The sequence below is a fragment of the Eudoraea adriatica DSM 19308 genome (genome assembly GCF_000382125.1).
Taxonomy (GTDB): domain Bacteria; phylum Bacteroidota; class Bacteroidia; order Flavobacteriales; family Flavobacteriaceae; genus Eudoraea; species Eudoraea adriatica.
This window is the reverse complement of record NZ_KB907550.1, coordinates 1-20,044: the sequence shown is the minus strand read 5'-3', so window position 1 is coordinate 20,044 and position 20,044 is coordinate 1. Positions and strand designations below refer to the sequence as shown.

The 20,044-nt window shown below is 36.7% G+C and carries 14 protein-coding genes and 1 pseudogene; all 15 read right to left on the bottom strand.

What is annotated here, in order from left to right:
- Window positions 1–78 precede the first annotated feature (78 nt).
- Window positions 79–1,911: a glycoside hydrolase family 3 protein gene (locus G504_RS0112050; protein WP_205619669.1), complete on the bottom strand. Its 1,833-nt coding sequence runs from the start codon at window positions 1,909–1,911 to the stop codon at window positions 79–81.
- A gap of 289 nt (window positions 1,912–2,200) precedes the next feature.
- A pseudogene (locus G504_RS20140) lies at window positions 2,201–2,302 on the bottom strand (hypothetical protein); the annotation flags it as partial.
- 196 nt (window positions 2,303–2,498) lie between these two features.
- The gene (locus G504_RS0112045) at window positions 2,499–3,275 is read right to left on the bottom strand and encodes a hypothetical protein (RefSeq protein ID WP_019670436.1); all 777 of its coding nucleotides are present in this window, start codon (window positions 3,273–3,275) and stop codon (window positions 2,499–2,501) included.
- Window positions 3,276–3,692: 417 nt separating this feature from the next.
- Entirely contained in the window at window positions 3,693–4,487 is a 795-nt protein-coding gene (locus G504_RS0112040) for a class I SAM-dependent methyltransferase (protein ID WP_019670435.1), read from the bottom strand.
- Window positions 4,488–4,718: 231 nt separating this feature from the next.
- Entirely contained in the window at window positions 4,719–5,339 is a 621-nt protein-coding gene (locus G504_RS0112035; RefSeq protein WP_019670434.1) for a hypothetical protein, read from the bottom strand.
- A gap of 315 nt (window positions 5,340–5,654) precedes the next feature.
- A complete protein-coding gene (locus G504_RS0112030; protein WP_019670433.1) occupies window positions 5,655–5,957 on the bottom strand; it encodes a HigA family addiction module antitoxin in 303 nt (100 codons plus the stop codon).
- An 11-nt stretch (window positions 5,958–5,968) separates the two neighbouring features.
- Complete coding sequence (locus G504_RS0112025) at window positions 5,969–6,250, bottom strand: type II toxin-antitoxin system RelE/ParE family toxin (protein WP_019670432.1); 282 nt, start codon at window positions 6,248–6,250, stop codon at window positions 5,969–5,971.
- Window positions 6,251–6,437: 187 nt separating this feature from the next.
- Window positions 6,438–8,408: a serine hydrolase domain-containing protein gene (locus G504_RS0112020; RefSeq protein WP_019670431.1), complete on the bottom strand. Its 1,971-nt coding sequence runs from the start codon at window positions 8,406–8,408 to the stop codon at window positions 6,438–6,440.
- 136 nt (window positions 8,409–8,544) lie between these two features.
- Complete coding sequence (locus tag G504_RS0112015) at window positions 8,545–10,242, bottom strand: N-acyl-D-amino-acid deacylase family protein (RefSeq protein ID WP_019670430.1); 1,698 nt, start codon at window positions 10,240–10,242, stop codon at window positions 8,545–8,547.
- Between the two features lie 702 nt (window positions 10,243–10,944).
- Entirely contained in the window at window positions 10,945–12,300 is a 1,356-nt protein-coding gene (locus tag G504_RS0112005) for a serine hydrolase domain-containing protein (protein ID WP_019670429.1), read from the bottom strand.
- Between the two features lie 162 nt (window positions 12,301–12,462).
- Window positions 12,463–13,659: a M23 family metallopeptidase gene (locus G504_RS19260; protein ID WP_083930761.1), complete on the bottom strand. Its 1,197-nt coding sequence runs from the start codon at window positions 13,657–13,659 to the stop codon at window positions 12,463–12,465.
- A gap of 125 nt (window positions 13,660–13,784) precedes the next feature.
- Window positions 13,785–17,084 carry a S41 family peptidase gene (locus G504_RS0111995; protein ID WP_019670427.1) on the bottom strand — a complete coding sequence of 1,100 codons (3,300 nt, stop codon included), beginning with the start codon at window positions 17,082–17,084 and terminating at the stop codon, window positions 13,785–13,787.
- 627 nt (window positions 17,085–17,711) lie between these two features.
- The gene (locus G504_RS0111990; RefSeq protein ID WP_019670426.1) at window positions 17,712–18,203 is read right to left on the bottom strand and encodes an N-acetyltransferase; all 492 of its coding nucleotides are present in this window, start codon (window positions 18,201–18,203) and stop codon (window positions 17,712–17,714) included.
- A gap of 1 nt (window position 18,204) precedes the next feature.
- Window positions 18,205–18,486: a type II toxin-antitoxin system TacA family antitoxin gene (locus G504_RS0111985; RefSeq protein WP_019670425.1), complete on the bottom strand. Its 282-nt coding sequence runs from the start codon at window positions 18,484–18,486 to the stop codon at window positions 18,205–18,207.
- A gap of 268 nt (window positions 18,487–18,754) precedes the next feature.
- Window positions 18,755–19,552, bottom strand: a complete 798-nt coding sequence (locus G504_RS0111980) for a class I SAM-dependent methyltransferase (protein WP_019670424.1) — start codon at window positions 19,550–19,552, stop codon at window positions 18,755–18,757.
- Window positions 19,553–20,044 lie beyond the last annotated feature (492 nt).

Below are 20,044 nucleotides of genomic sequence, written 5' to 3'. Positions count from 1 at the left end.
CTTCGAATTGGCTGCAAAGGTTCGGCTAAATCCAATATGGGCGATTAGCCCGCATTGACATTTTAGCTATAGTTAAAGTCAGTTATTGTTCTTTTGATATTCCAATCCAAAACCAAATTGATATAAAGGATCTTTCGAATCATGAGGGACGTCTTCCAATTGATCTTCTACTGCTTTCACACTAGAAGGCATTTCAATAGGCAATTTTCCTGTAGGATTGAATTTGCCAAATATCAATTCTGCTAAAATATCATCCTGGCATTCGAAATCAACAATTAAAGCGCTGCTGCCAGTATTAATTTCCGGGATTACAGCGGGACGGTTCATGGTAAATATGGAAATGGTGGGTTTGGTCTTAATCAATTTCAGCATCTCACGCTTTTTGGCTTCCGGAAAATCTAACCGGCCTTGATGAAAGATTCGCTCTAAAAAGAATTTTGGGTCTTCAACCGGGGTGAAGGGCGTTCCAAATTTTAGAACGATGACATCAGCTTCTTCAGGAGTTGCAGCAATAGTGGCATATTTGCTTATTGCTTTGGCATCTATCCCACTAGGATAAACTTTGATATTTTGGTCGAGGGGCAGAATGCTCCCTTCATTTTTTAAAAGCACTAATGATTTCCGCTGCGCCTCCTTTCCTTTTTCCTTAAAAGACTCATTTTTAAAAACCTTTAAATCCTCTTTGTTCAAATAGGGGTTGTCAAAAAGCCCTAAAACAAATTTATCGTGTAATATCCTACGGATAGATTCATCCAATCTGGCTTCTGTAATGCTGCCTTCTTGGACCACTTCGACTACCAACTCTGCACAAGACTCCCCACCTAACATATCCACCCCGGCATCGATAATTTTTTTGACGCGTTCTTTTGGGCTTAGATGTTCCACACCCCAGGCCGAAGCCGGTTTCGCCGGATTATCAGTTACCAAAGCCCAATCTGTACATACAACACCCTTAAATCCCAATGAATCCCTTAACAAATCGGTAACTATTTCCTTGTTATATCCGAAGGCGACTTGTTCTTCCGTGATGTCAACGGGTACCCCATAATAGAGCATTAGTTGCGCAGTACCGGCTGGTAAGGCCCCTTCGGTGAATGGTTTTAAGTGGTAGTCGAACATACCTCCGGGATACACCTGCTCTTTACCTGACGGAAAATGCGCATCCATTCCATCCTTTTGAGGCCCGGCACCGGGAAAGTGTTTGGTTTGGCAAAGTACGCTGTGTTTGCCAAGTTGTTCACCTTGAAAACCTTCAATATAGGCTTTGGTAAGTTTTGCGGATAAGTTGGCATCTTCCCCAAACGTAGTATATGTACGAAACCATCGGGGCTCGGTGGCCAAATCTGCCATAGGGTGCAGGGCCAATCGTATGCCCAATGCCAAATACTCCTGGCGTTCTATATCCCCAAATTCCTTAACCAATGCTTCGTCTCCAATGGCACCAAAACCTAGTTCCGAAGGCCACCAGGAATGAAAACGGTTTTCACCCGTCATTTCATTTTTTCGAATACCATGTCTGGGGTCCGAATAAAACGTAATCGGAATACCCAGCCTTGTATTTTCGGCAATCTTTTGCAATTTGTTGTTGTGTTCTAAAACTTGTTCCGCCCTTGCCATTCCGGGCATGTCCAAATGATTGATGTTGACTTTCGCAATTAAGGAGTCTACCCTTTGAGTTCCTTCTCCCATTCCCACCCCGGAAATGGCGTTGAACATCAACCCTGCCTTTTCTTCCAGAGTCATTTGCGAAAGTAAATCATCAATTCTTGCTTCAATAGATTGTGTGGAGTCTTCGTAAACATCCAATCTGTCATTTTTGTTTAAATCCCTGAAGGCAACTTTTTCTTTACTTGAATTATCACATGACATCAAAATGACAACTCCAAGTAGACTTAAGACTATTTTGTTCATTATGCTGGTTATTAATTGACTGTAACGTTTAGTATAAGAGCAGTAGCAGAATTAATACTCTTGCTTTTAGGATAGAAAGATACTTAATTTAACAGAAAACGGTCTGAGTTGGCACCCAAACCGCTATTGCTTTTCATAGGAGCCGTTGTTACCTGCTGGCTTTTTTCTGTTTTACTTTTCTTTAATTTAACATTTTTTCCACCTTCGAAATAAAACTATCAGTTGTTCCATTTGCTATAAGACGTATTAAAAAAAGATAACCAATTCTAGATGTCAGTAAAATAATGAATTAAGTTTTATCAAATTCATTATAACGATTTAACCATTTTCGAATTGCAAGTCTTGAGATACCACATTTTAAACATAGAACTTTAGCATTATACTTTGCTTTATATAACTTAACCTAATTTATCACAATCATTCGTAATGAATTAATTAGCAATCTATTAAAAGCATCTTTACGAATCAAGCATTATAATTACGTTGTTATTTTAGATAAAATTCTTGTTGTTTTTTAATCACTTTAAAAGACTTAGAATAATTTCATCTGCAGTGCACTGTGAGTTTTGTCTAACCTAACTATTGTGCTAATGACTGTTACTCAATTTATTCATTTTGAACTCTGCCCATTCTTTTTGATTCATCTGTAATGTCTCTTTTAACTCTAATTTACCTGATTCATAACCAGGTTCATCAGGTTTTTCTATCTCAAAAGCCACTAGCACGCTATCCGACTTACCAAACCATATATAGCCTCCCCGATTATCAAGACCTGGTCCATCGATTCCATATTTTAATACTTGTCTAGACAATTTTTCCTCCTCTCCGAGAAATGTCATTTCTACAGAACCGAAATCTTTTAAATTGTATGGAGTTTGATTTAATTCAATGTCAAGAATATTAAATGAAATGGGTTGATTCTTATTGCGAATATAACGGTAGGCATAGCCTAGACTTGAAAAATCAAAGTCATAACTATGCCACTGTGCAGGAGCCGATTTAAATACTTGGTTCTGATCCCCTAATTGTATGTTGACGGTTCTGTCTTGAGTAACCTCTAAGACGGCGTTTAGCTTTTCATTTCCCAAATGATTTGTTCTCAGAGCTTCAAATCGCCTTACTGTATAATCGTCCTGATTAACCCAAGCTCTCACAACGGTAGCTTGTTGATGTCCCTCATGCCATTTAAAAGCCTCTATTTTACCTTCCTTTTCGTAGTAAACTGCGATTTGCCCTTTGTTACTGCCATCTAGATTAGACTTTTCATATATAAATACTTTCTGAACCAATGGTTTAGGCTTAATTTCAGAACACCCTGATAGAATTAGGAATGTTATTACTAAGTATCTTGATAAATGTTTCATTTTTTCTAGAATTTTGGTTTATGAATGATTAATACCTTATGACGATCAAAATAGTGATTACGTTACAAAATTTTTTTCATTTTTTTTGGCGAGTTGTAAAGACACTGTCCTTAAAAGAATTCCACTGTTATTTAGTCATTTTTTCGTATTCTCCTGCAGTATGCATGTCGCAATTTGGTGGACTTCAGCCATTTTTTTAGCGCATTGATCAATTCCTGATTGAACTCTACTTTTTCTTCAATTTCTTTTTTTATTAGATGTTTTTACTTTACACCCAAAAAGCAAAAATCCAATGTTTAATATTATGTGGCCTTTATTCAGGATGGGGAAAGCTTGCAGGTAACGGCTCGCATAAATTGCGTGAGGGCGAATAGCCCTCATGAACATTTTATGCTTTGTTATGCTCAGTATTTCTATTTATTCGATTGTTACAATATGTGCAGACATATTAAATCTAACTTTTTGATCTTCTGTCAAATATTTATTAAGATCCAACCTAGCCTTTTTTAGTAATTCGGAATATTGTTGATCCGAAATTTCTTCTGCTATTGGTGAGGCTTTAACATCGCAATCTATCCAATGATCAATTGATCGAAATTCAACTTTTGTTCTTATTGTCTCAATCTTGTAATTTGAAATTTCACTTGACTTGACAATTTCATTAATTTCATCTTTGTCGCCTAAATTGAACGGTGATCTTAGAATTTGCCCCAAATCTCGACCTCCAATATTTTCGATCATTTGCAACAGGTCAAAATATCCTTCGTTCGCTTCAATTTTATCCCAAATTCCAATAATAGTTTTTCCCTTCCTTTTTCTAATTCGTTTCATTTCATTCAACGATTTCACTTGATCCTCAAAAAACATAAATCCAAATTGGCAGCTTATTTTTTCGAATGATTGATCATCAAACGGCAAATTTTGAGCACTCCCTCTTATCCAATCAATTTCAGGCTCAATTCCTTTCGCCACTTCTAGCATTGCTTCATTGATATCAATTCCAGTTATTCTCAATTCACCAATTTTACTAGCTTTTGCAATTCTAGCTACTATTCCGGTTCCACATGCGATATCTAATAAATGGTCTCCATCAGATAAACTTAGCTTTTCAACTGTTCTTTTTGCCCAATTTTCAAATAATGATGGGACAAAATTCTCCTCATAGAATCTTGCGCCTTCTAACTCTAATTGATATCCTTCTTTTTTTGCCATTTATGTCTGATATTTTATTGAGCATAACGGCTTTGGCTATGATTACGGCACGGCATAGGGCGAAGCTCAGCGTAGGATCTAACACGGTTAGTGTTAGAAATTCGATCAGGCAAAGCGAGCCCTGGCCTTTCAACCATTCAAGCCAGTTTTAGTTTTATTTAAATGTAGGAAATTTCAATTAAGCAGGAAAGCAGCGATGAATTATAGCCGTGCTTAGTTTTAAACAAGTATTCAACTTGATTTAATTAATTCAAGCCCTATTAAGAAAAATCCTATTCCAAGTACTATACCTCCAATAATGCCACCTATTATTGGTGTAAATATTCCTGAAAATAGAGGAATAATAAAAAATCCTGCAAGTACTAAAATAGGTCCTAAACGTTTTAATTTTCTGCTTATCAAAAGTGATATGCTAAACAAGATCCAGCCTAATGAAAACGTTACTAATGCAATCATAAATCCAATTGCATAACGACTGGATTGATCTGAAGTACCTAATTTATCTACGGAATCAGGGTTTAAATTGGCAATCTCTGGAAGAACAAATATTTGATGCCACTCATTAGCCATCATAAAGGCACTCCCGAAAAAAGCTATTATGAAAGTAACGTCCCTGAATAATTTTGCACGTTCTATTTTACTATGATGTAAATAAATTCCAAAAACTCCAAATTGAAGAAATGCTACAGTTAAAGCAGCGAAAATCATTCTGTAAAAAAAAGAAGTAGATGTCAATAATTTACTAAAAGGTGACCCGAAGTCTACAAAAGGTAAAATAACCGTGTTAGGTATTGCAAAGAAAATTCCAGCCATAACTAGAGCTACTCCACTGTATTTAATTAATTTTTTCATACTTTCTTAGATTTTAATTATGTACAACGCGTTCATATTAATTCATATGACGATATTTTTACAATATTAGGTTACAAAAAAATTGTTTAATTTTTAGTCAACCTATTTTAAGGATAATATGTTACAGGAATTAAGCACAACGGTTTGGCTATGAACAGTACGGGGGCAAATTGGTGTTTGCTTTCCGCCAAGCACATAGCGAAATCTAGTTGTTTTGATTTATTTTTTCTTGTCCAGAGCAAAATCCATAAGATTTTGCGGACCTGCCTGCCAGTAGGCAGGTAAACCCTAAGCCCGTATTGTTCATAGGTTTTGTTAGGCAACGTTTTTATTTCCGTACTGTTTTATCTCGTCAAGTTCGGCTTTTTTTTCGTCACGTTCTTCTTCGATATCATAATCATCTTGAAGTCCGAGCCAGAACTTGGCGGAATTCCCGAAATATTTGCTCAATCGCAAAGCTGTGTCGGCCGTTATTCTACGATTACCTTTTACGATTTCCGAAATCCGTGTTTGAGGTATCTTCAAATCTTTTGAAAGTCGATACGCTGTAATTTCAAGAGGTTCGAGAAACTCGTGAAACAAAATTTCGCCAGGATGCACATTAGCTAACTTTTCCATTTTTCTACTTTTTAATGATAATCTATTATCTCCACTTCGCTTGCGTTTCCTTTGTTCCACACGAAGATTATCCGCCATTGTTTGTTAATCCGTATACTATAAAATTTGCCCAATTTTCCAGTCAGTTTTTCAAGTCGGTTTGAGGGGGGAATTCGCAAATCATTAATATCCTGAGAGTTGTTCAACATTCTCAATTTCCGACGCCCAACGTTCTGAATTTCAATCGGCATTTTCTTTACACGGATTCCACTCCATATTTTTTCGGTCTCTTTCGAGCCAAAGGAAACAATCATGCTTTTGTTTTACGTTACTAACGTCAAAGATAAGTATTTTTCACGAGCTTGGCAAATGTTGCCTAACGCTCAACTAAAATGAGTATGCGGCCCATTTGCTGGAAGCACGGAAATTTCTATTTCGCATTGTCATATCAAAGTGCTCAGCTCGCATATTCATTTTAGTGTTTGTTAGAAGGACTATTTCTTACTGACGTTTAAAAAGTATACCCTTTGTTCTACCATTCGAAACGGTGAATGCATCAATGACTCCCTCATCATTTCTTTGAAATGCCATTTCACCTATAAAGAAAACACTTCCGCTAAAACTATCAACGTTAGCTGGAGTCAGTTTGATGTTTTCCATATTCCGATGGAGAGCAGTCAGTGTGCTATCTTCCACAGCAATTCTGTAAAATGTTTCTAATTCTTCACTAAAATATGTACCAGTATATTCAACTAATTCTTCTAAAGATGGATTAAACGGAGGAAGCTTAGCCAACTCAATATCAGAGCCGCCCTGAGTATAAGTAGCTGATTTAAATTCCCCTTCATCATCAGAATTAAATTGAATGGTAGCCTCAACCCCGATATAATCGAATGAGTTTTCTGAAGTAGGCTTTAATTTTAATGAGGACTGTCCTGTTGGGTAAGCCACTAGCTGACCTTTTTCTAATTTATATTCGATAATCAATCCAATCCCGTCAGCTCTGTATTTGCCAACATATTTTTTAAGTGTCTCTTCAGGTAAAGTGATCTCTTCTTTATTGCCTTCCTCTTTTTTCTCATCTTCGGCCTTTAAATTGTCCTTAAAAAATGCATCTGCAATTCGATATGCAGTGCTACCTGAAAAGCTTGCATTATTACTGAGTGCGATTACTCCAGATCTTATTTCAGGAAAATATACTAACATGGCTCGATGAGCAATATCAGCCCCACTATGCGCATATCGCTGAAGTCCTTTGTATTCGCCAACCCCTATCCCAAGGGCATAAGTCATGGTATCACCATTGTTCAGAAATCCAGGGGTAATGAGCTTTTCAATTACATCGGGGCCACCTATTGTCGCATTTTCAAAGTTATTGAGCCATTTGGAGAGGTCCTCAGGAGTAGTGTATATAGCTCCTGCTCCATAGGCTGCATAGAGATCACCGGATTCAATGTATCCAAATTCACTATTTGAGTAACCTTGTGTACTTCTAGGAATAATCGTAGTAGGGTCGCGCCTCACGTGCGAGTTATTCATAGCAAGAGGTTGGAAAATATTTTCTTTGAGGAAGGTAGGAAAGTCCAGTCCCGAAACTCGTTCAACGATCAGAGCAGCCATGATATATGCGGAGTTATTATAGTTGAATTCCTCTCCGGGAGCTGTTTGAAATTCAGTCTGCTTTTGTAGCATTCTAAGCACTACTTCTCTTAAAAGTTTGTCCTCACCATTCCATCCGGTTATTGCCATTAGATTATAAACTTCTCTCCACCCATTGGTGTGATTTAGTACGTTTTGAATCTTAACTACTTCACCCAGGTCAGGTAATTCTGGAATATGCTTTCTGACATCATCATCAAGAGAAAGTTTACCCTGTTTTTCAAGTAACAAAATTGCCATTGCCGTGAACTGCTTGGAAACAGACCCGATGTTTGTTGGCATATCTACTTGAAAATCCAAATTATGAGTCAGATTGGCCTTACCGTAGGCTTTTGAAAAAATCAAATTACCATCTTTCAGCACACCAATACTCCCCCCGGGATTATCATCTGAGTAAAATGTCATCAATTGATCTACACGTTTTTCAGGATCTTTGGCGATTGGATCAACATCCAATAAAATTACTTTGTAAGACCCTGACTCTTCTTCAAATGGCTTGATTTCGAGTGCGTAAGTACCCGATTTATTAATTTCAAAACTGAAATTTTCGGGTCCTTTTGCAGGACCATCAAAGGAATCAACTGTTTCTTGTTGGTCATTCTTTAATTCAACAATTACATCTACAGTTATTTGATTCACATATCCATATATGTAAGTCCCTGAATCTAGCTCCAAAGTGTAGGATTTGACTTCTTTTTGAGAGAGACTATCAGATTGCTCGACACCAATTTTCAAATCTCCTGAATAATTGATGCTTTGTTTGTTTTCGCATGAAATGACGACAACTAAAATAAGTAGATAAAATGCTCTCATAGTCCTAGATTAATTTGATTTGTATTCCTTCTAACGTCTCGGCTATGAGTAGTTGCGTGGTTTAGCACTTAACTTTGCAAGTACGCACCAAGTTGGAAATTCCGCAGGAATTTCCAAAGTAGGCGAGAACAAGCAATTACTTATAGCCATTGTTATGGGCTTTTTTTATCCATCCTGGCCCTCTTACCACCTTTCCAGGCAGGGCTCCAGTATGTTCGCCATATTTTAACACCTGTTCACCATTTATTATAACATGTTCCATCCCAGTTGAAAACTGATGAGGCTCGGCAAAGGTTGAATGATCTTTTATTGTTTCAGGATTAAAAATGGCTATGTCGGCAAAATAGCCTTCAGCTAAACTTCCTCTGTTTTTAATTTTTAAGTTTGATGCCGGTAGTGATGTTAATTTTCTTATTGCTTCTTCTAATGAAATTATTTTTTCATCACGAACATATTTACCAAGTAGTCTAGAAAAATTACCATAAGCTCTCGGGTGAGTGTTAGATTCTAAAAACACACCTTCAGGAGCTAATGAACCTGCATCGGAACCAAAACTCATGTATGGTAATGCTATTTGCTTTTTTAAATTTTCTTCGGACATTAAAAAATAAGTTGTTCCAACACGGCTACCATCAGCAATTACTAAATCCATTGCAGTTTCTTCAGGACTTTTACCGTGAATTTTTGCAACTTCAGCAAGGGTTTTACCTGTATAATGACGCAAGCTGTCATTTTTAAAACTAACTAATAACAAATTATCAGCTGTTCCGGCTGCATACATTAAATTTTCCCACTCATCAGTATCTGTTGTCATTTCTTTATAAACACGTCTTCTAATTTTAGGGTCTTTTAGTCGTTCAGCCCATTTGTCATATCCGCCTTCTTGTACCCACGGGGGCATAGATGCATTTAAACCAGTGGATCCAGCTGTATAGGTATACATATCTGCTGTGATGTCTAATCCATCTGATCTGGCAGAATCAATTTTTTTAACCACATCATCAAATTTGTACCAGTTGTCTTTACCAGCCATTTTTAAATGATATATTTCTGCTCTAATATTTGCTTTGTCTGCAATCTGTATTAATTCATCTATGCTTTGTAATAGTCGATTGCCTTCACTTCTCATGTGAGATATATACATACCATCGTATTCTGAAGCCGCCTTGCATAATTCGATGAGTTCTTCTGTACTCGAATAAAAGGCAGGAGCATAAATTAAGGAAGAACCAACACCTAGTGCACCTTCTTCCATGGCTTGTTTAACCATGGCTTTCATTGATTCCATTTCTTCATTAGTTGGCTCACGATCTTCATAACCAATATGATTAATCCTAACTGTTGTTGCTCCAATAAATGACGCTACATTAGGAGAAATTCCACGTTTAACTAAAGACTCTAAATATTCATCTAAGGTGGTCCAATCTATATCGTATTTTATATTGCCCTGAGATGTTGACCTTTCTTGTTTTAATGCTTCATTCAATGGCCCCATAGACCAGCCTTCTCCAAATACTTCTAAGGTTATTCCTTGTCTAATATCGCTTTGTGATTTCCCATCTTCAATTAAAGATTCAGTTGCCCAAGAGAGCATATTAATGAACCCAGGAGCAACTACTAATCCAGTCGCATCAATTTCGAGTTTTCCTGTCATATTTTTAAGAACTCCGATTGCTGCAATAGTATCAGCATTAATTCCAACATCACCTATGTATGATGGATTTCCAGAACCGTCTATGATCTGTCCATTTTTAATTAGAACATCAAAAGATTCTGGCGCCTTGCACCCACTTAAAATGACAAATAGTAAAATTCCTTTTATTGTTAATTTCATTTTTCATTTTTTAATTGCCCATAACGCTTGATGTAAAAACCGTATTAACGTTTATTCATTGCCTTAAGATAATAATTTATATTTTACCTACTAAGCTTTCTCTGCCAATTTGATAATCATCTGTACGTGGCTTAATAAAATATGAATTATGGCAGTTACCCCCTGCCGCTTTATTTGAAACTTGTACAATATGGTTTTTACATTTTGTTTGGTTGCGTTGGTCTTTTAAATTTTAAGCCCCATTAATTGGTCGGGAATACGAAGCATTAAGAATGATCGGCACCAACAAGTTTACATTGAAAGTGCAGGGAAGCCGTGCGGGAGTGATCGCCAGTGTAAGGGGATTTTTGCGCGCAAGCCGGGCCGGGCGAAAACAGAGAGAAGCCCTTAACGGGTGCGACTGTGTAGTAGAACTACTGGGTGCGTAGGCCGAGACGGGCGAAGTCAACAGTGAGAGGGGCTTGTGGGCGGACGTGTAGGGCGAGATCAGTGAGAGGGGTAATATCAAGCCGACCACGTTTATTAGCATGAGCCTTGCAATGAAACTTTTAGCTTTAAATTACCTGCTTAAAATTTAGCCGCGCTAAGTTGGTTTAGAATGATAAGCTTAAACTACCCTTTACCGTTATGAGTAAACCAATGCAATTTAACGTTTCGTATAAGCGGTCGTTTTAATGCCGCTTATACATTGTTAGCCTTTCGTTATTCTATCTCCTTTTTAAGAATATAGTAGGAGCTTGGATTCACAAATCGATACTCATTATTTTTTATAATTATTCTAGTATTATCATCAGCCCAAGTATTGTTACCGATATATGTTTTTAGAGTATCTGCCTTATCATCCCTTTCCGATTTAACTGTGAGACCATTTACTGTTGATTTAACTTCTATTGTAAAATTATCAGAACCTCTTACTGCTCCTCTGTATTTTCCTTCCAAAAGTTTAGTGTTAATATCTATTTTTTTACCTTGAGGTGATTCCTTTTCGAGTAACTCCCATGTAATTGCATCTGCAAAGAAACTGGCGCCTTTGGGCCCAGTAGTATTTACTAGACAAATCATGTATAAATCTTCCTCTGGATAATATCTAGTGTCGGTTAAGAAGCCATTTATACCGCCTCCATGACCAATTCTGTGATTTCCAAAATCAGAGTAGTTAACCAAAGCCTTTGCATATAATATATTGGAGCCATCTTTTAATTGGTCTGGAGTAATTAGAGATTGATATAAGGTTTCAGATAATACTTTCCCTCGGTGTAAAGCAGTCATCCATGTGAGTAAATCTTCAGTAGTACTACAAAGTGAACCCGCTGCATATGGCCATGTATGATTCAAATACCCTTTTTGTTTAAGACCTTCAGGAGTGTAGCCATAACCATAAACTTTATTTTTTGTAATCTCTGATGTTGAACAATAGGAAGTATTGTCCATTCCTAAGGGTTCAAAAAATGTATCTTCTAAATACTCTGCATATGTCTGTCCAGTTACTTTTTCAATAATTAATCCCAGAAAAAAATAAGCTGAATTATTATATATCAAGGCTTCGCCTGGTTCAAACATAAAGGGCTTTGATTCTACTAATCGTACTAATGAATCTCTTGGATGATCTTGAATCATCAATTCTCCGAATTCTTCAAAACTTGTATAGCTTGGAATCCCTGAAGTATGATTAAGTAAATTATCAATAGTAACTTTTCTGCCTTTGGTATCAAAATCTAAGTATTGAGTAAAATCATCATCTAATGAGACCTTGTTGGCTTCTACTAATTTAAGTATAGCTGCTGCTGTAAACTGCTTGGTCACCGAACCAATTTCAAAAACTCCGCTTTCAGGTATAGATACAGAAAGCTCTAAACTTGCATATCCGTAGGTTTTTTTTAAAAGAGTGTTTCCATTTTGATAAACCAAAACTGATGCTCCTGCTATTTGTGAACTATCAACGCTTATCTGAAATAAAGAATCAATAAACGACTCTAATTGGGTTGTTTCTGGAATTTTAGATTTTTCTTGGCAGCTGATTGCAAGAAATACTATTGCTACTAATATTATTTTTTTCATAATTAATTATTTTCTCAATGAAGGCTAACGGTATCGTATAAAAATAGTAGCGGATTTACAATCACTAATTTTTAGGTTAAACACAGACCTTTTTATATTTACTTACTTCCGTTTTAGCGATAAACCGCTATTATTTTTTATACAATGTTACCAACAGATTATTTAATCATTAGTCACTATTATCTGACCATAATGAATATGACGAATATTTTTATTGTCATCTGGATAAAGGGAAATATTATCGAAAGAGACAGGAATACTTCTTGAGTAAGCCATATCTGGGCCATCTGTCACATGAAAGTGTAAATGAGGTTCAGTGCTATTACCACTATGTCCTAATGCTGCAATTTGATCTCCAATTTTGACATAATCTCCCTCTTTTACTTTTAGACTTCCGTTCTGAAGGTGCAAATAGTGAGAGTATTCTCCATTTTCATGTTCTATGATAATATGATTGCCCATAACATATGAAAACCCTTTGGCTAAAAGCTTTTGTTGAAGCACTGCGGATCTTTCAAGATATTCTTCGGCTGTTTCATTTTGTTGCTTTAAGTTTTCGTTTGATTCGGTTGCACCATCATATATGGAGACTATTTTTCCTGAACCGATAGCGTAAATAGGCTCTCCATAGGCATAATAATCGGTTAGTTTACTACCAGTTCCGCTGTGCGTGGTTCCATTTGTTCCAATTTTCACAAAGTCATATGCAAACTCTTGAATGCTTCCCCATCTATGGTGACTTATCAAAGAAGGAGCTCCATATGCTGCCCATGTCCCCTTAAGCGGAAAATCATACTGGTTCTTTGATACGTGATTAACAACTTTTAGTGCAGCTTCTCCTAGTAGATAGTTGCCATTGCTGTCACCGGCTTTAACTCTAACCGTAACTAAATCAGGTAATGTTTGAAAAAGTAGGGTGCGGTGTGTTATTACCACTGCTTCTTCTTTAGCCAATGTTGGGTTTCTTGAGAAGGTTATTCCTTTTAAGTACTTGCTCGTTTGGAATTGAAAATCATAATATTGCAAAATTCCTTGTTCTTGATAGGTCTTAAACTTTTCTGCAGATTGCAGCAGGATTTCTTCTGGCACTTTAAATCTCTGTATTTCAACGTCTCCTTGAGTTGCTATAATTTCAATTTCCTCTATACTTACACTATCTTCAGCGTGGTTGACTATGGCTATATTTTGAATTACCGCACTGTATAAGTCTCCAGGTGTTCCAATTCCCTTAGTTTCATAAACATACATGTATTCAGTTGGTTGAAATTTTACTTCCAAAGATGACTGTGCAAATAAGTGCCCTTGACAGGAAAAGACTATTAGTAAGAGTTGAACTGAAAAAGGTAATATGGTTTTCATCTTAAATGACCATTATGTTATTAATTTGTTGGTAACGGTTTGGGTATGGTGCGTGTCCCGAACGGCATGCACTATACCCGTTGTTGTGTACTGTTTTTATTTGTAAATAATAAATTTCTATATAACTAGTTATATTTTTTATTTAATCCCTTTGCGGTACGGTCTTGCTTAGCAGGTGGCGGTGTGGCAACACCTGGTTTGATTTTTAATAAGTCCATAACTTCTTTTACCACTTTTTCCATTTGTGGATCACGCCCTTGCATGATTAAATTTGGATCATCCCAGATGGCAAAATCAGGTTTAACCCCAACGCCTTCATCAAACCAATTGCCGTTATTATAGTATAGTCTTGCTCCTGGTACTGTAATGCCACCACCATCAATAAGCTGATGTCCTGTTGCGGGTCCTACTAAAATACCTATGGTTCTCTCACCTACAATCGGTCCGGCATCCAATTCTCTAAAGGCCCAAGGAAGTCCGTCACCTCCTGAACCTGCCCAGCCATTAATTAACATACCCATAGGCCCTGTGTTAGTTTTTGAAGGAACAGTAGTTCCTTTACCATGGCGCCAGTATAAATTATAAATTACAGGTCGGGTCATTAATTCCAGAAAGCGATCCGCAAGTTGGCCACCACCATTAAAACGTTCGTCAATGATAAACCCTTCTTTATCAAGTTGACCATAATACATTTTTACTAAGTCAAGTTGCCCTCGGGTACTTGTGTTGGTCATATAAACATAGCCTAGTTTTCCATCGGAGAGTTTTTCAGTCATTAATCTATTTTGTTCAATCCAGTCTAAGTACCGGATATTACTTTCCTGGTCATCCGTCAGGCAAGTGACAATAACTTCTTTAGCATCACTTACATTACCTGTTTTACTAATTTTTAAAGCCACTGTTTTGCCATCCAGTCCTTCAAAAGCTGCAAATGGTTCTTTGTCTAATGGAAGTACCATGCCATTCACGGAATGAATGTAGTCACCTTCAGAAACCCCAACACCCGGACGATCAAAGGGTGACCTGTTTTCGACATCCCATGGTGCGGGTTTAACAATTCTTTTGATTTTATAGCTTTTGGCATCCAAATCCCAATCAACCCCTAAATAACCTGTACCAACGTTTTCTGTACTTTGATTATCACCACCACGTGTATAGGTGTGACCTGCACTCAATTCAGCTAAGAGGTTTGATTGAATATAGGTTACATCCCAGCGTGATCGGGCATCTTCAATCAAGGCACCATATTGTGTTCGTAGAGCTTGCCAATTGACTTGTTGCATGTCCTCGTCATAAAAAAAGTCTCGATAGCGTCTCCAAGTATCATTAAAAATTTCCCGCCACTCTTCTCTCGGGTTCAGTTCCATGACTAAACCATCAGTTGGGATGGCATCTTTAATCTTCTGATCTGCTTCTGGTTTGATAATGCCAAATTGTGGACCACTTTTTACCAGTAAAGACTTTCCATCGCCTGATTTAACCACACCGCTGATTTTTGTCATGATGGATTTTTCTTCTCTCTCTTTTAAGTCGTAGAACATGAGCTCTGGGTCACCTCCAGCAGTCCCTGTATTTGGATAACGCATGTAAACAACCTTGCCTTCAAATGCCATGAGGTCTGACAGATTGCCCGGTTTTACAGGAAGAATCGCAAGTCGACTTTCTAAATCATTCCAATCAATCTTGATGGGATCCAATTTAACTGCCGGTTCTTTTGTTTTTTCTTCTTTGCCTTTTTTCTTGTCTTTGTTATCGGCAGGCTCTTCTTTCTTTTCGTCTTTTAAATCATCATTTTTTGCGAGCAGTAGATAGGGAGAATCCTTACTAAGACTTATACCGGCCAGCTGTGTGGTGTTGGGATAAATCCAGGTGCCATCCTGCAAACCACTATACACAGCATTAAAGTTTCTGTCCGTTAGAAACATTAAATATTTGCCGTCCTCACTGAAAATGGAATGATGATCATTGTAAAAACCACTGGTTACTTTCCGGGCTTTTTTGTTTGTAAAATCGTAAATAAAAATGGCTTCATTTCCATTTTCCATACCAATTGAGTATGTTAAATATTTAGAGTCATGAGACCAATTGATTGGATAGTTATAACGGCCGCCATGACCATAATTCCAATTATAGTTTTCTACAATCTCAATGTTGCCAGAAGTCACATCCACAACATTGATATTATTTTTTTCATCAATAAAAGCTAACTTTTTACTATCTGGTGACCAATAAAGTGTATATCCGTAGCCTTTATTTCTTGACGTAATTTTTCTAGCTTCCTGGTCTGTGCGCATAGCTTGTACATAAATCTCATATTCTCCTGATTTATCACTCCAATAGGCCACATAATCACCATTTGGAGACCAAGTTGGACTGTGGTCAAAGGCTCCAGAGCTACCAGTAATATTTTGCAAAAAACCTTCTTTTACCGGTACATTGAATAATTCACCTCGAGCTTCGAAAACAATTCGGTTGGCACCTGGTGAGGCCGTCATATTATTGATTTTCTTATCCACGCTAACCCTTCGGGACATTTCTAAAGTCAGATCACTTACTACGGATACCTTTACTTCTTTTGATTGTTCTGTAGCCAGGTCCATAAGGAGGAGTGTGCCTCCTACTTCAAAAACCAAGTCTTTTGGTCCGGCTGATAAATAAGTGATGTCAAAGTCATTGAAGTGTGTTACTTGTTTGAGTGATTCTATGCTGACCTCATAACTCCATACATTCAAACGCATATTGTCGGCACGATCTGACAAAAAATAGATCTTATTGTTGGCCCATGCAGGTTTGCCATCGTTAGCCACATTATCAGTAATGTTTTTGGCTGTTTTATTTTCTAAGTCAAATAAGATAACATCAGAAGTCAACCCCCCACGATATCTTTTAAAAGGAAAGGTTTCTGTAATTTTTGTGATGTAAGCTAACTGCTTTCCATCGGCTGAATAAGTTGCAATTTCACCATAGGGGATAGGTAATTTTTCAGGCATTCCACCTGTTTTAGGAATAAGAAAGAGCTGATTTACCCTTCCTGAAGGAATACCAGTTTCTCGGCGTGACGCAAAAAGAATTTTATCACCAGAGGGATGCCATTCTACCATTCTGTCAGAATGAGAACCATAAGTAATTCTATGCGGAACTCCTCCTAAAGTGGGCATGACATAAACATCTGGATTTCCTCTATAACTAGCAGTGAAGGCTATTTCGTTGCCATCTGGAGAAAATTTTGGATAGGACTCTTCACCAGGGGAATTGGTCAATTGGACTGCCATGCCTCCGTTTTTATCAACCACCCAAATATCGCCTCCATAGACAAAGCAAATTTGAGTTTCAGAAACATCAACATACCGCATAAGTTTAGCGTTAATTTGGCAAAAGGAATTTAAACTGGCTAGAGTTAATAGCAGGGTAATTATTTTTTTCATGTCATTTTTATTTTGATTAATTTATTTTGGATAAAAATTTATTGTTGATTATAGAATTACCATGTAATAGTACACAACGTTTAAGCTATGATTTCGGCCCGTTAGGGCGAAATCAAATTATGGTTTTGATTTGTTTGTCTAATGTAGGAAATATTTCAAATAGAGTAGGGAGCAGGGCTGAATTATAGGTATTGTTAGCGGCAGTGGTGTTGCTGGGACCATGGGAAAGGTTTTGCTTTTAAATGGTTTCCCCAAGTCCTTTTTACAAATTGTTTTTTATTTCGAGCTATGACTTTGGCTAATGATATGCTGTCTTTGAAATAAGAAAGATGATGGCAAAGTAGCAATTGGTCCAACTGCGCTACCCTTGCGCACTGCTTGGCAAACAATTTGAAAAAGGAAGAAATAGTACCTGGCCAAACTTTTTAATTTTCTATCCGTAGCCCTCCGTAAGAGTAAGTATTTTAAAAGACACTATTGACGCTAACGGTCCCGTATATGGCTTGTTGCGGTTATCGAAGCACTTTCTTGCCCACCTGAACCGAACTTGGCTAAGAGGTGAAATCCTTGAATTTAGAGTTTTATCCGCCATAAGCAATATGCAATGTTGTGGTGCGTTTTTTTATCTCAAATTATCTGTTTTATTGTTTTCATTGGAAGGAACATCTTTTCACTATCAGGTAGCTTTTCAAAACCATACTTTTTATAAAACTTCACTGCATAATCGTTGATTGGGTCGACTACAACAGCCATAGCTCCAATACTTTCTTCCGATAAAGTAAAAGCTCTAAATAATGCATCTAAAAGAAGGTGTTCTTCAAGACCTGTTCCTTTTTCTTTTATGTCTCTGGCTAGTCGACCGAGTAGGATTACTGGAGCATTATAATTCTTGGGAACTTTATTGATATACTTTTCGGGTATTAGTTCTCTTCCCAGACTTTCACTCGTAAGAGTATAATAGCCAATTACATTTTTGTCTTTGTCCGTTGCAACGAAACATACTGCAAGTTTTTTCTTAACGTCTTGACTAACTTGTTTTTGAATATAGTCTGTTAATGGAGGCTCTTCGCATTCAAACCCCTTTCTATTGTGAGTTTTATCTAATATTGAAATATTCAATTCAAGATCTTTTTGATTTGTGCCTCTTAGCAGCTTCTACCAAATTTTGATTTGGTTTTGTATTGCCAAATACAGCATCAAAAAATACTTGACGATCTTTCTCTGTAGCAATTATTCTGTCGTTTTTAGCAACAATTTCTTCAGCTTGTTTTTTAACTACACGAACAATAAAGCTGGTAAATGACTTGTCTCCGCTGAGCTTTTGAGCTTTTCTAAAAATTCTTTTGTCAGTAGAGGAGACTCTTAGCTCTATACGTTCATTTTTACTTACTGGTCCTTCCATGATAAACTTGTTTTACACAAATGTACGGCAAATAACCGTACAAAACAAATTTTATTCAAATGCACCACAACGGCTTTGTGTATGAAACGTAGCGTGTAAAAAGACGCTAACTTTTCGGTTTAACACAGAGCCGAATTTTTACATTTTGTTTTTACCTTTTCTATTTTAAAAGCCAAATTTAAAAATTTGGCGGTCTTCGCAAATAAGCACGAACCTTTCAATTTAGCAATCATTAGCTATGTTTTATACACGTTGTTACCAAAAGTTTTTATTTTTCAGCATATCCAATCATAGCAGAATGTGGAAAGGAATATCCATTCTCTGTTTTAAAGGATTCACAATTTTTAATTACATCAATTTTTATGTCATTTTGCTTATTTTCAGGAAATAAGTTTAAATTTCCCCAATCCCAACATCCGTTAATTAGTGGGTCAAGTGATTGCATATTCCACTTTGTATCTAGCTTTTCTAATTTGAAATTTTTTAAACTAGCATTGGATACAAATGTATTATAAGTATCAAAATCTGTGACACCAAATAATGGTCCGTGAGGTAGTTCAGATAATTCGTGGTGGTTTCCAAAGGCTTGAAAAAAAGCTCCTAATGAACTTTGTTCTTGCTTTGCTCCCCAAACTGCAAAAGCAAATTTCCCTTCAGGTTTTAAAACCCTGTTAATTTCCTTAAAAACTTTATTTGGTTCAGGTAAATGATGAACTATAAAATTTGCTATTACAACATCTATTGAGTTATCTTTTAATGGAATATTTTCAGCATCGGATTGTTTGAATATAATACCACTATGTGCCGATTTAGCCTCATTTATCATTTTTTCAGAGAAATCAATTCCGATTACATTCGCTCCAGTTTCACTAATTTTCTTTGTAGAATTTCCAGCACCACAACCAATATCTAAAACAGAATAATTAGAATTGACATTTGTTTTGCTTATTAATAATGGAAGTGTTTCATTAGTTAAAGTAGCCCAAGTTTCATTGTAACTTGACGAGCATCTTGTCCAAGTATCTAATTCATATTCACGAATAGCTTGATGTTTTGATTTTTCCATAATGTTAATTTTAGTGGTTAGTTTTAAATTTTTGGTAACGGTCTCGGCTATGAGTAGTTGCGTGGTTTAGCACTTAGCTTAGCAAGTACACACCAAGCTAAAAATCCGGGCGGATTTTTAGAAGTAGGTGAGAACAAGCAATTACTTATAGCCATCTTAAGTTTGTAATATCTTTATTTCATTAATTAATTAGAAAGAACAAAAGAGAGGATTAAGGTTAATATAGCCGTAGAGACTGAGATCTCGTCAACAATGATAATCCCCTCTCTTTTTCTACTTCAATTTCGTTCAGTTCTGTGAGACTTTTAGATCTCGATTTCAAGTTGTTGAAAGCAAAGTAGATTGTCCTTTCAAAAAACATTTTCTTATGTTTAAATATAATCAAATCTTTGGTGTTGATATCAGCAAAGATGTATTCGATGTTATGAGCTCCCAAGGGAAACATTTTAAGTTTAAAAACAGCTCAAAAGGTTTTAATCAGTTGACCAAACA